Below are 13,135 nucleotides of genomic sequence, written 5' to 3'. Positions count from 1 at the left end.
CGCATCCGGCGGCGTAATTGCTGAAAGGAACTCGCACCCGGCGGTTGTTATCCGGTGAGTGCAAAACAAGAGGTGCCCTGCCAGCCGCTTCGCGGTTGGAGAGCACCCTTTTTATTCGGATCATGGCAGCCATTGCATCAGATCACCTTTACTTTTTTACCAGAAAAATAATTCACTTCGTCTCCTCAAGCATATCCCGAACATCGGCCAAAAGCTCGGGCACGCCGCCTTCATAACCGGGCCGAAGCCCTAACAGCCTTTCCAGCATGACTCGCATGGATGGCGAGAGATCAAGCTCTTCCTGCCAGCTTGCAGGAGCTTTCCCCTTTTCCGGTTCAAACGCGGAATACAACATGAACAACAGAAAATGCCCCACATCCTGAAGATCCTGATCCGCAATCGCCGGCTCGTCCTCCGGTAAAGGAACGTCCCGCATTCGCCGTTTCAATTCCGGCAGGAGCGGTTCCCCCATGCGCCGCGCCAGGCCGAAATCAATCAAATGCACCTGGCCGTCACGCAGGATGACGTTGGGGATGCGTACATCTCCATGAATGTATCCCTGCTGATGCACATGGTTTAACGGTCCGAGCAGACGACCCACCAGTTCAAGACACTCCTGTTCCGAATAGACGCACCCCTGCTCGAAGATGCACTGCTCCAGCGTTTCTCCGCGTACATACTCCGCAGCCAGGTAGTTCCGGCCGAGGTAACTGAACGATTCGAGCAGCTTGGGGATGAAAGGATGCTCCAGACGGCCCATCACTTCCGCTTCCCGCTCAAGCAGCCTCACCGAAAGCGTTCCTTTGCTGGGCTTCGACTCCTTCAATGCGACCTCCTGCCCCGTATGTTCATCCGTGCATAAATAAGTGAGTCCGTAACTGCCCATGCCAAGGAGTCGGGTAACGGTGTACCTTTCAGCAATGGTTGTGCCCTTCCTCCGGGGTCGGTCTGTCCAAAATCCGATCCATCGTTGCCAGCTTCGCCGCAGTCCCACATGTCCTCCTACATCGCAGCCGGGATTCGAATTTGTCATCAGTGGCGTGCAAAATCGTACCCGGCCCGTCTTCTGGTATCGTATGGAGACTATTATATCAGGCAGCGTAAGCAGAGGAATAGCACGTGCGGACAACGATGTTCGTCACGCCTCTTTATGTTTTTTGGGCAACAACCCAAACAACATCCGCAACGACACCCCCTTGGATTTGCGTTGTCTCCCCTGGTAACTGCGCAGATTGGTAACCAGCTCACGATCCCGCTCTTCCTCCAATTTGTCATTCATCCATTGCTGCTGCTTGTCCATCTGCCCCAGCAATTCCTCATATACGGCGGCAAGCTCCCCAATTTTTGCTTCAAGTTCATTGACCCGCTCCTGCAGCTGCGTCTGCTCATCCTTCGGTTCCACGGCCCCATGCGTCACTTCGCTGACCAGCTGCCCCAACCCTTCCACCATACGGGAATGGACGGAGGATGCCGCCACTTCCGGAAAAAGCGATGGCATGGACAATGGCGCGGCAGCCTCGAATGCAGGCTCCCCGCTGCCACCCACAACCTCGTGATCGGCTCCCTCCCGCCCACTGTTGGAAACGTCCATTTCATCATTTGTCTCATCAGGTTCGGGACCGTCATCGGCACGCATATCATTGGCCAGGACGGTTACTACGGCATCGGCAAGCGGCATATTGTGCTCTCGCAGTTCCATCATCAGTCTTTCAATGCACTCCACGTCCTCTGTTTTGAACAGACGCGATTTGTTCGCGGCTCGTTCAAAGCGGTATCCCCGTTCTTCCAGCGCCGCTGCATATTTACGAAGAGTGCTGGCCCCAATTCCCAGACTCTTGGCTGTTTCCGTCGTTGCTCCTGCTTCTTCAATCATTTGAAATTCCCTCCCGTTATCGAAGTCTTTGACTACCAAAGGACATGGCTTCAGCGTTCCTCTTGGGGAACGTTCATCGGATCGGGCAACAGTTAAACAAGCTCAATCATGCTGTTTTCAGCATTTGCCGTATGTATTCGTGAATTCATGGAATAATCCCTTTGACGGTTTTCTTCTGTTTCTGGGGATTCATAAGAACTTTTGTCAGTCGCTTTTTTCGAAAAATTCCCGCCTGTTTCGACTTAAGCCACATATGCCGTCGTGTCGAACGCTGCAAATGCAAATGCTGTCATTTTGCTTCGACACCCGTGCTGAAATCAGACATTTTCAGGGGTACATGCCTCGAAAAAAGGGGAGGTTACCTATTTCCATCGCAATTCGTGTCAATTTTGTTAACCTCATTACCCCACTACGCTCCCGCGATAACGGAAATCATTGCTGTAAAGCATTTTCATGTGTTATCTTATGTAACGTATATTTGGAATCCGACATATTTTATAAGACCTTACTTAACATAATGCATGTTATGAACGGATTATATTCGAAAACGGAGGTTGAACGAGGTGTTAGGCAGATCAGGTAAAGTAGCGGTGATCGGGGCGGGTTTGGTTGGTTCAAGTTGTGCTTATTCAATGATTAATCAGTCCATATGCAGGGAAATCATGATGGTTGACCGGACATACGACCGCGCAGTTGCGCAAGCGCTCGATTTTTCCCATTGCATGGACTTTACGCACAATCGCACCAAGGTGTACGCGGGAACGTATGCCGATTGCACCAGCATGGACGTTATTGTGCTTACGGCCGGAGCCAACCCCAAGCCGGGGCAGACACGCCTTGACCTTCTGGAAGAGGCCGAGGCCATCACCAAAGATATCGTGCTTCCGATCATGGACAGCGGGTTCCAGGGTATTTTTGTCGTTGCAGCTAACCCGGTTGACGTCGTCACTTATATGGTTTGGAAGCTGTCGGGCTTGCCGCGCGAACGCGTCATCGGCACGGGAACTTCCATCGACTCATCCAGGCTCAAAACCTTGCTGTCCGAAGTGTTCTCCATTGATCCGCGCAGCGTGCACGGATATGCCCTCGGGGAACATGGCGAGTCCCAGTTCGTCGCCTGGTCCCATGTGACGATCGGCGGCAAGCCGATCATGCACATTTTGGAGCAGCACAAGGAGCGTTTCAAACATCTCGATCTCGATGATATCGCCCGCAAAACGAAGGATGCGGGATGGGAAATTTTCACGCGCAAAGGCTCCACGCAGTTTGGTATCGGCAACGCCCTCGCCCATATTACGCGTTCCATCCTGAACGACGAGCACAAAATCATTGCCGTATCCGCCATTCTGGACGGGGAATACGGACAGAAAGACGTTTGCGTTGGGGTACCAGCCATTATTAGTGGCAATGGCATCCAGGAAATCATCGAGCTGCATCTCCATGAAACGGAATGTGAGAAATTCGAACGTTCGTGCAGCATTTTGTCCGGGAGCATCCGTCGATTAACGTTGGCATAACGATTTTTCATAACATAAAACAATAAGCCAGGACACCCCTCGCTGTACGGGGCCCTGGCTTATTGTTTTTTTGCGCCCAACCGTCGCTTTTCAGTTCCCTTTCTCGGAAATGTCCGACGTAAACTGCTCGACTGCCAGGCTTATTTCCTTGTATTTCGTCCAGTGAAGGTAATGGCCGCCTTCCATGACGATGATTCGGCTGACAGAATCGTCCGGCAATTGAGTCTGATAGAACGTCACGTTGGTCTTTCCATCCTTTGCCTCCCTGTTTTCTTTTGTTGTAAAAATCAGGACGGGAACATCCGGGGGAAATGCCATGTCGGCGGTCTTGGCCACGTTACTGCCAATTTCGTTCGTTTCATCGATGATGTTTCGGTTGGTTCCCTTCCATGCCGTAATTGCCCTCATCTTATCAAGATTCGCAACCGAGTACAGCCCCTCTTCCGCCCTTGGCAAAAAGTCTGCCGGATTGATGAGCATAGCCAGCCTGATCACGCCGGTCGGAGCTGCCAGGCCCATGTACGAAGGTGCGGTAGGCGCGCTCTCGCCAAAGTATGCCAACGCCTGGGGCAATGTTGGATCGATGCCAATGACCGCCCTGACCTCATCCGGATAACGGTTGGCGTAGTACATGCTGTAGATACCAGACATGGAATGGGGCATCAAAATATAAGGACCTTCGATCCCTGACTTTTTCAAAGCCGTTCGCAGCTCCTCCACGATGTTCTCCACGGTCCGCTCCTTGTGGGTCACATCGCTCCAGCCGTAACCAAAGCCCTCCACGATAACCACTTTGTTCCTCTCAGCCAGCTCGTTGATCAACGGTTCAAAATCCAGCACGGGGGCCGGCGTACCGAGTCCGCTCAACAACACGATCGTTTGCTTCCCGGCGCCTTTCGCGTAGACATGCATCTTTTCACCGTTTACTTCGATGAATGTCCCCATGGGAGGATACTTTCCTTTCTCATAAGCTGTAAGCACTTGGTGAATAACCACCCACAGAACAATGAATGAGACAAGGAGCAATATGATTTTCAAGACCACGGCCCGCAAACGTTTTATAGTTGTATTCATTTTCATCGACCTGTACCTGCGTTCAAATTTCTTTACGCCGGAAATACAGCAGCCCGATCAGCAGGAAAAATACCGCGCTTCCGCCAACCACGGCAATCAACGTGCCGAGCGGCACATTATACGCGCCAAAGCCGCCGCTTCCTGTCGGCATCATCAACAGCATCGGCTGCACCCATGGATAATACGGACCATAAGTCGCCGAATTGATGATCAGAATATTCGGCACGGTCAGGCCGAAATTCAACGCGAGCGGTGCGGCGAAGCTGCTCCACACCAACGATACGAACATTTGCAAAGCAGCTAACGGCAGAGCGGCGAACAGTCCCAGCAGCAGATGGCCTGCAAGGAGTCCCCACGGGACAGGCTGCGTAAAGCCATGGAACATGCCTCCAAGCACGATGGACCCGAGCATCAAACACTGCGTGAGTGCAAGCAGTACCATCACGACGGTCAATTTGGCTGAGTATACGCCTGTGCGCGTCAGCGGGAGGACAAGCATTTGTTTCCATCCGCCGCCGGCATGTTCGAAGCGGCAGACGAACGAGGCAAACACGCCCGTTAACATAGGAAATAACAGCAAGCCGTGCAAGGAAAGCATCGCGTTCATCAACACGGCCCAGTTTCCGCCCGGCGTGGCGGTGATCCCAAGCAGCAGCGCAAGCAGCGGGCTGACGAGAATCAGGAGCCATATCGGCGATTTCCCCATTTTCAGCCGCTCGGACGAGAGGATTCGAAAATATGTCGTCGCAAAGTTCATCCTAGGCCACATCCTTTCGACTGAAGTGGACCATGCCAAGCAGCAGGATCAGCAATCCCGCACCAATGCCCATACCCGCAAACATCAAGGGGTTCGGACCGCTCCAAGCCATCAGAGACCAAGCGAGCGGGAAATATGGGGAAAGGGACAACGAAAACAAGCCTACGATGGCCAAAACAATGCCAAGGGTTACCGGCAGCGCCTGGTTTTTGCTGACCGTGGTCAACCAAAATTCAAGCGACAATACCGGCAGCGCCCCAGCAAGCGGCATCAATCCGAGCGTGATCGCCTGTCCCCACGGAATACTTCCCGCATCGAATCCAAGCACCAATCCAAGGACGACGATGCCAGCGGTCAGCAACAAACACGAAATGATCAGCAGCACGCAAGCAAGCAAAAATTTGCCCGTGTATACGGCCGTTCTGGAGATCGGCATGGCCAAAAGCTGCTTCCATGAACCCTGTTCATGCTCAACGCCCGCGATCATCGAACTGAGCACCGTTGCGCCCAACATCAGGGCGAGCGGCACGAACATCACCACGTTTTCGAGCAGCCCTCCCCACAGATCGGCTGCGTATTGTTCCTTCAAGTAATCGAGCCTCAAACCGAAGTTCAGCGCCTGCATCGCGGTCAGTCCGATCGGTGCCAGAAAAACGAGAAACCAAATGCCCTTGCCGCGTATCTTCAGCCAATCGGAAAATAGCGCCCGCCCTGTCATATGGAAGCCCCCTCGCCGATCACGCGCATGAAGAGGTCCTCCAAGGATTGGCGATGCTCCTCCACGCGATACACCGCATGATCCCGTTCCACCAGGCGGCGAACGAGCAAGGCGATGGCGCTATCGTCCATGTAAGGGAACGTCAGCATTGACCCCTGGCGTTGGCCGAACTGTCCTTGCTCCCGCGCCAGCTTCATCGCTTCTTCCGGCTCCGATACCGTCAGGCAGATGGAACTGCCTGTCTGGTTATGCAAGTTCGCGATAGTGTCCTGCAAGACCATTTTCCCGTCACGGATAATGCCGACCCGGCTGGCCATCTGCTCCACTTCGCTGAGCAAGTGACTGGACACGAGGACCGTGATGCCGTGTTCCAAGGGCATGCGTTTGATCAGTTCGCGGATCTCTTGAATGCCTGCCGGGTCCAGACCGTTCGTCGGCTCGTCCAAAATGAGCAGCTCCGGCTGGCACAGCAGCGCGCTGGCAATGCCGAGACGCTGCTTCATGCCCAGCGAATACCCTTTGACTGACCGTTTGGCGTCCCGAGTCAGGTCAACAATCGAGAGCACTTCGCTAATCCGCGATTTGGGTGCGCCCAAAATCCGGCGCAGGGCTTCCAAATTTTCGACCGCATTCAGATGCCCGTAATAGGACGGATATTCGACGAGCGAGCCCACACGCCGCAAAATGTCCATGCGATCCTTGCGGATGTCTTTATCAAAGATGCGAATGACGCCCTTCGTCGGCTTGATCAGGCCGAGCAGCATGCGGATCGTCGTTGTTTTGCCGGCGCCGTTCGGGCCGAGGAAACCGTAGATGTCTCCTTTTTTAATCGTCAAATCAAGTTCCCGGACCGCTGCGCGGTCGCGATATGTTTTCCACAGGTTGGCGGTTTGAATAATGTTTTCGCTCATGGTTTAATCACCTCGAAACCCATATTAAAGGCTCAAGGTTAAAAGCCGGGGTGCCCGAAGTTTAAGTTTAGTTTAAAAAACGTGTTCCCGGGGATGTCACTAGTTAACGCCGCTGTAGATATAAATCGCAACACCTTGCGCCGAACTTTCCACGCGCTTGCGCAGCCCCATTTCGCGAATGAGCAGATCGACGATGGATAAACCAAGCCCCGTTCCTCTGGTCTCGGACTCCTTCTGCATGCCTGGGCCGGCATCACGCACGACGATGACCCGTTGACCCTTGATTTCTTCCGTGGCGATGCCGATGTACCGGCCTGCGGCTGCATGCCGCACCGCATTTTGAAACAGATTGTCCAGCACGCGCCTGAATCCCTGTTCATCCACGCGCCAAATCAAAGATTCGTCCGGCAGATCAATGTCGATCTCGAATTGTTCCCTCTCCCATACCGGATACCAGGATGCCGCCATTTCCCTCACGATACGCAAAACGTCCTTATCCTCCAGCTTCAGCGTATATTTTCCGCTCGCCAACAAATTGTAAGAGAGCATGTTGTCAATGAGTCCGCCCAGGTCGTCCATTTTAGCTTCCATTCGCATCAACGCACGGAGCCCGTTTTCGCTGAGCGCTTCCTTGTGCAAAGCATGCATATGGCCCCGGATGACGGTAAGCGGCGTGCGCAAATCATGGGAAAGCCCAGCCACAAGCCGCTTGCGCAGCTGTTCCTCTTCCCGCTCCCGGTGCCGGCTATCCGTTAGTTGGTGCACCATCTGATTAAACGATTCCTCCAGCTGGCCGATTTCATCTGATGCACGGACGTTGACAGGCAGCGGAATGCCTTCTTTGCCCGGATCCACCATCGCCGTTTGCAGCCGGATCAGCCGCTTGCGAATGCGGGCAAAGAACAGGACCGACATCAAGATAAAGAACAGGAACACGATGCCCATAAACGTGAGCAAATACAAAAACTCCCAAGGTTCGCTGCGCTGCATCTCCAACATATGTCGCGGCATCTCGATGACCATAAACCCCTGCCCTTTGTCTACATTCCCACCGCCCACAAAAGCGACCGCCGTCAACGGGTCGCGGTAGGAAGCATCCTTCATGAACTGCAGCATGTCGGACGCTTCCCAGACAGCGGGAATAAGGGTAACTTCCGTTCGCTGTTCGCCAAGCATCCACTTTAATCGAGTCTCCGCTTTAGCTGCATTTTTCGTTGCAGCCACTTCCACGCCGGTTCCTGGCAGAATTAGCTCGGTCTCCCCTTTGCCGTTAACCCGGTATATCGAAGACTCGGGATAATCGTCATGCAGCTTCCTTAGCCGTGCATCCACTTCCTTCGGGGGAACCCCGTCCAGCCTCCGACCTTCGCCGATCCACATTTTCCCGAATCCCGTTGCATCGCCATACGGAGTCTGGTCCACATGATGGTTTGTGTAGTTGGCAATGACGACATATGTTACAGAAATGATTGGGAGGACGACCGGAACAAATAATACCGCACATAAAATGAGCAGAATATAACGGGACATCAAGGAACGCGTCCACCGGAGCTTGCGCACGTTCTCCGATTTGCCCTTTCGAGTCTGGCGGGGCGCTTCTACTGTAGTCCGTTTCCGCCAACGGCGAATCATGGTTTTTTCACGCGATATCCAACGCCGCGCACCGTTTGTAAAATCGTCGGATTCGCCGGATCGCGCTCCAGCTTCTCCCGCAGATGGCGAATATGCACCATTAACGTCTTGTCGCCGTCAAGGTAAGGTTCGTTCCATACCGCTTCGTAGATCTGCTCCTTGGTTCGGATCATGCCCATGTGCCGGAGCAGGTAGGCGAAGATGTGATACTGTTTTCCCGATAAAATAATCTCTTCTCCCGTTTCTTCATTGACGATCCGATGATCCTGCTCATGGATGGAGAGGTGCTCCAGCCTGATCGTTTGACCGGAAGCCACTGCGGTACCCGACTTGCGCAACTGGACCTCGATTCGGGCGGCCAACTCATCCGGATGAAACGGTTTGGTAACGTAGTCGTCCGCGAATTCAAGCCCGTGCAGCTTGTCGTCAATCGACGTCCGGGCCGAAAGCATGACGATCGGGACCGCGGGATGTTCCTTTTTGAGTCGTTGCCCTACCGTGAATCCGTCCAATCCGGGCAGCATCACGTCGAGAATAATCAAGGAGCATCCATTTGCCGCCTCCGTGGCTCCTTCGCCGCTTGCGAGCCAAACGACGTCATATCCTCGTTCTTCAAGGTCATCCCTGACCCATGCGGAAATTTCGATGTCGTCCTCAATGTATAACAATTTTGGTTTCATGCGTATCATCGTTTCCTTTCTGCTTCTTTGAGGTAATATATCTCAATTATACCTAAACTGCCGATATCACGTCGGTTCATGTTCATTATGATTGGAGGAATGCATCACATGCTGCTGGAAGCCATCTATCACCAATCCAAACGCAATTGGGCCTATGCCTACGACAAAGATACGATTCGTCTCCGGCTTCGCGCCAAAAAAGACGATCTCACCGAGGCCCTTGCGCTGACCGGGGACAAATATGCCTGGGAAGAAACGAGTGCCTTGATTCCTTTAAGCAAGTATGCCTCCGATTCCATGTTTGATTACTTCGAAGGAGAGGTCAAGCCGCCCTATCATCGGCTGAAGTACGCCTTTTTGCTCAAAAGCGGGCAAGAGCAGATCTGGATGACCGAAACCGACTTTCAAGAGGAGGAGCCTGACGATCCCGGCCGCATGTTCCAGTTCCCGTACATACATCCCGGAGCCGTTTTTGAACCGCCGGATTGGGTCAAAGACGCCGTATTCTATCAAATATTCCCCGAACGATTCGCCAATGGCGATCCTTCCCGGAATCCGAAGGACATTGAACCATGGGGCAGCGATCCTACGCCTTTCAACTTTTTCGGCGGAGATTTGCAGGGTGTCATGGACCATCTCGATTATTTGAGCGAGCTCGGCATCACGGCCATCTATTTCACTCCGATTTTCCAAGCAACCACAAACCACAAGTACGATACGGAAGATTATCTGAAAGTGGATCGCCATTTCGGAGATGCGGAAACGATCAAACGCCTGGTGGAACAGTGCCATAAGCGCGGAATCAAGGTGCTGCTCGATGCGGTGTTCAACCATTCCGGCAAAACGTTCGCTCCCTTCGTCGACGTACAACAGAACGGGTCGAAATCCCGTTATGCGAACTGGTTTCACGTTCACGAGTTTCCACTTGACGTGAAGGACGGCGTACCCACGTACGATACTTTCGGTTTTGAGCCGCATATGCCGAAGCTGAACACGGAAAATCCCGAGGTCAAGGAATATCTGCTCAAGGTCGCGGAGTATTGGATCAAGGATGTCGGAGCGGACGGATGGCGGCTGGACGTGGCCGACGAAGTCGACAATGCGTTCTGGCAGGATTTCCGGCGCGTGGTCAAGCAAGCCAACCCGGATGCCTACATTTTGGGCGAAGTGTGGAACGAAGCTTCGGCATGGCTGCAGGGCGACCAATTCGACGCCGCGATGAATTATCCGTTCACCGAAGCCGTTAACCGCTTTTTTGTGATGGGCAAGATGCATGCGGATCAATTCGTGCATGCCATGGCAAAACAATTGTCCAGATATGTACACCAGGCCAGCGAGGTTGCATTCAACCTGCTGGACAGCCACGATACGCCAAGGCTGCTCACGTTGGCTCAAGGGGATAAACGCAAGATGAAGCTGGCAGCCTTGTTCCAGTTCAGCTACATGGGAGCCCCCTGCATCTATTACGGGGATGAAATCGGTCTGGAGGGCGGGGGAGATCCCGAATGCCGCAGATGCATGGAATGGGACGAAGCGAAGCAAGATCGAGAGCTGCTGGACTTCTACAAAACAATCATTGCGCTTCGCCATGCCCATCCCGCCCTGCGTGCGAAAGGCAGCATCCGCTTCCCGCAAGCAAGCCCAGGCGGCAGCCAGCTGGTGCTGGAGCGGCAAAGCGACGAGGAACGCATTCTCGTGTTATTCAACCGCTCCGAAGAAACGGCCATGTTCGAGCTTGAAGCAGGCGAAGGAGAATGGGCCGATTTGTTGGAGAGCGATCACCGGATCGCCCTGGAAGGAGGCACGCTCGCCGTGGAGCTTCCCGCCTATGGATATGCCGTTCTGGGAACCACGCCGCTGAAACCCGAGTGAGTGCCCCATGCTCAAAAAAGCCGATGCGGCTCTTCCTATGGAAGAACTTGCATCGGCTTTTAAATATCGATGAAATCATGGCAATGACACCATTTCCGTCTACTCGGAAGGTTGTTCTTCTCCCGTTTGCAGTTCAGGCTCGGGCGCACGCTTCGCTTTCGGTTTTGCCAGCTTCTCCATCATTTTCCGCCCCGTCGGCGTCTGCGCCAAACCTCCCTGGGCCGTCTCGCGATGCCTGCTCGGCATGGCGCTGCCCACCTCCAGCATCACATCGATCACCTCGTCCGAAGGAATCGCGCTGCGCACGCCAGCCAGGGCCATATCCGCGGCAGCCAGTGCAGTCACGGCACCCAGCCCATTGCGGACGATGCAAGGGATCTCTACTAGCCCGGCCACCGGATCGCAGATCAGGCCCAGCGTATTTTTGAGCGCAAGACCGACTGCATGCACGACCTGCTCCGGCGTGCCTCCGCGCAGCTCCACCATTGCGCCTGCTGCCATGCCGATCGCCGAGCCCACTTCAGCCTGGCAGCCCCCTTCGGCTCCCGAGATGAAGGAATTGTTGGCAATGACGTATCCGATGGCTCCGGCACAGAACAAACCATTGACCAAATGCTCGTCATTCCAGCCAAACCGCTCCTGGGCGCTAATGAACACGCCGGGGATAATGCCGCAGGAACCCGCCGTCGGCGTCGCCACGATGCGTCCCATGGAGGCATTCACCTCGGATACGCACAGCGCATAGGTCATTGCAAGCGCAGAAGCATCACCCGAGCAGGTTTCTCCGCTGCGAATGTACGCGGCCATCTTTTTGCCGTCTCCGCCCGTCAATCCGCTGCGCGAAGTGGTGTCCTCCGTCAGTCCTTTACGCACAGCCTCCTTCATCACCTGATAATATTCCGACATTTGCCGCACAACGTCCGTTTCCGGGACATTGGTTTCCTTTACCTGCTCCTCGACCATAAGCTGCGCAATCGACTTGGATTCGGCCGTGCAGATGGCGCTCAGCTCGTGCAAATGTTTAAACCGCATCGTGACCCACCCCTCTCTTCAAATCAATGACCCGAACGTCCAGCATATGTTCCAGGGTACGCAATCGGTTCAGCATCTCCGCGTTTGGCGGACCGTCCATCTCCATCGCCGTCAACGCTTCACCGTCGCGGGCTTTGCGGTCTACCTGCATGTAACCGATGTTCACGCCGGAGGAACTGACCGTTGACGTCACCGAGGCAAGGACGCCGGCCTTGTCGGAATGGCGCAGGACCAATGTAGGGAATTCGCCGCTGATCTGCACGCGGAAATCGTTCAGCGCGTGCACCGATACGCTGCCGCCGCCGATGGAGGCACCAACCAGCGAGCATTGACGTTCGCCGTGCCACAGTTCGATCTTGACGGTATTCGGATGCGGGGCAGGCAGGCCGCTCGTATAGAATTCGACATCCATTCCGGCTTCTTCCGCATATCGCTCCGCATCCGGAATGCGCGGATCGTCGGTTGCATAGTCGAGAAGGCCGCCGATCAACGCAAGATCGGTGCCATGGCCCTGATACGTATCCGCAAACGAGCCGTACAACGTTAACCGCGCCCGCTCGGGCATAAAGCCGAGCCATTGGCGCGCAATTCGGCCGAGCCTTGCCGCTCCTGCCGTATGTGAACTGGATGGCCCCGTCATAGACGGGCCAATAATTGAAAACACATCTTTGAAACGCATCCTGCACCCCTCCATGTAACTGCCCCGCCGACTCCATCATGTCCGAATCCAAGGCATCCATATTTTCACTATGCTTCCTTATAAACACACCAAAAAAGGACAGAGAAGGGCCTTTAGCCCTCTCTCTGTCCTCGATGCCTGAGAGTTTCATGATGTTGGTCGATTGTTCGACCCCATCATTTACCCCTTGGGCGGCGCCATGTCATGGCACACTCTCCAGAGCTGCGTCCAACGATGGTACATTTACCTGAGAGATTAACGTTCGTGCCGGGTGCACGCCGCTTGCTCCTTCGGTGCCCGAAGCGGCCGCATGAATGTTTATTCAGCCTGTCCGGGTCTCTCCCACTCGTCATCATTCGCTATATAGGTCATAATCGATAAGTCATGTTC

At 54.2% G+C, this 13,135-nt stretch carries 12 protein-coding genes and 1 riboswitch; of the genes, 2 read left to right on the top strand and 10 right to left on the bottom strand.

The genetic code is table 11. The annotated features are described in order from the left end of the window. Nucleotides 1-172: 172 nt before the first annotated feature. Complete coding sequence (locus tag MKY59_RS02440; RefSeq protein WP_339275798.1) at nt 173-994, bottom strand: protein kinase; 822 nt, start codon at nt 992-994, stop codon at nt 173-175. A 144-nt stretch (nt 995-1,138) separates the two neighbouring features. Next, a complete protein-coding gene (locus MKY59_RS02435; protein ID WP_236417588.1) occupies nt 1,139-1,873 on the bottom strand; it encodes a hypothetical protein in 735 nt (244 codons plus the stop codon). Between the two features lie 563 nt (nt 1,874-2,436). Here MKY59_RS02435 and MKY59_RS02430 point away from each other — a divergent pair. After that, nucleotides 2,437-3,390, top strand: a complete 954-nt coding sequence (locus tag MKY59_RS02430) for an L-lactate dehydrogenase (RefSeq protein WP_339275796.1) — start codon at nt 2,437-2,439, stop codon at nt 3,388-3,390. A 90-nt stretch (nt 3,391-3,480) separates the two neighbouring features. On the opposite strand, the gene MKY59_RS02425 is transcribed toward MKY59_RS02430, so the two are convergent. The 6 genes from MKY59_RS02425 to MKY59_RS02400 all read right to left on the bottom strand — a co-directional run bounded on the left by MKY59_RS02425 (nt 3,481) and on the right by MKY59_RS02400 (nt 9,162). Further along, nucleotides 3,481-4,335 carry an alpha/beta hydrolase gene (locus tag MKY59_RS02425; RefSeq protein WP_339275794.1) on the bottom strand — a complete coding sequence of 285 codons (855 nt, stop codon included), beginning with the start codon at nt 4,333-4,335 and terminating at the stop codon, nt 3,481-3,483. 151 nt (nt 4,336-4,486) lie between these two features. Continuing rightward, nucleotides 4,487-5,221 (bottom strand): ABC transporter permease, encoded by a 735-nt coding sequence (locus MKY59_RS02420; protein ID WP_339275792.1) that lies wholly within the window; start codon nt 5,219-5,221, stop codon nt 4,487-4,489. A 1-nt stretch (nt 5,222) separates the two neighbouring features. Continuing rightward, on the bottom strand, nt 5,223-5,939 hold the full coding sequence (locus MKY59_RS02415; protein WP_339275790.1) for an ABC transporter permease: 717 nt from the start codon (nt 5,937-5,939) through the stop codon (nt 5,223-5,225). Further along, complete coding sequence (locus tag MKY59_RS02410) at nt 5,936-6,850, bottom strand: ABC transporter ATP-binding protein (protein ID WP_236417601.1); 915 nt, start codon at nt 6,848-6,850, stop codon at nt 5,936-5,938. The genes MKY59_RS02415 and MKY59_RS02410 overlap by 4 nt, the downstream gene beginning before the upstream one ends. A 99-nt stretch (nt 6,851-6,949) precedes the next feature. Further along, the gene (locus MKY59_RS02405; RefSeq protein ID WP_339275788.1) at nt 6,950-8,482 is read right to left on the bottom strand and encodes a HAMP domain-containing sensor histidine kinase; all 1,533 of its coding nucleotides are present in this window, start codon (nt 8,480-8,482) and stop codon (nt 6,950-6,952) included. Next, complete coding sequence (locus tag MKY59_RS02400) at nt 8,479-9,162, bottom strand: response regulator transcription factor (protein ID WP_236417603.1); 684 nt, start codon at nt 9,160-9,162, stop codon at nt 8,479-8,481. Before MKY59_RS02400 ends, MKY59_RS02405 begins: the two co-directional genes overlap by 4 nt. A gap of 108 nt (nt 9,163-9,270) precedes the next feature. Between MKY59_RS02400 and MKY59_RS02395 the strand changes: the two genes are divergently transcribed. Continuing rightward, on the top strand, nt 9,271-11,034 hold the full coding sequence (locus MKY59_RS02395) for an alpha-glycosidase (protein ID WP_339275787.1): 1,764 nt from the start codon (nt 9,271-9,273) through the stop codon (nt 11,032-11,034). A 99-nt stretch (nt 11,035-11,133) separates the two neighbouring features. On the opposite strand, the gene sdaAA is transcribed toward MKY59_RS02395, so the two are convergent. Both sdaAA and sdaAB read right to left on the bottom strand, forming a co-directional pair. After that, nucleotides 11,134-12,066: an L-serine ammonia-lyase, iron-sulfur-dependent, subunit alpha gene (gene sdaAA / locus MKY59_RS02390; RefSeq protein ID WP_339275785.1), complete on the bottom strand. Its 933-nt coding sequence runs from the start codon at nt 12,064-12,066 to the stop codon at nt 11,134-11,136. Then, nucleotides 12,056-12,745 carry an L-serine ammonia-lyase, iron-sulfur-dependent subunit beta gene (gene sdaAB / locus MKY59_RS02385; RefSeq protein WP_236417606.1) on the bottom strand — a complete coding sequence of 230 codons (690 nt, stop codon included), beginning with the start codon at nt 12,743-12,745 and terminating at the stop codon, nt 12,056-12,058. The genes sdaAA and sdaAB overlap by 11 nt, the downstream gene beginning before the upstream one ends. A 226-nt stretch (nt 12,746-12,971) precedes the next feature. Beyond that, nucleotides 12,972-13,100: riboswitch (glycine riboswitch) on the bottom strand. Nucleotides 13,101-13,135: the final 35 nt, after the last annotated feature.

Origin of the sequence: Paenibacillus sp. FSL W8-0426 (assembly GCF_037969725.1) — a bacterium.
Classification (GTDB): Bacteria; Bacillota; Bacilli; order Paenibacillales; family Paenibacillaceae; genus Paenibacillus; species Paenibacillus hubeiensis.
Note: the sequence above shows the minus strand (reverse complement) of the source record. Positions and strands in the feature narration are given on the sequence as shown.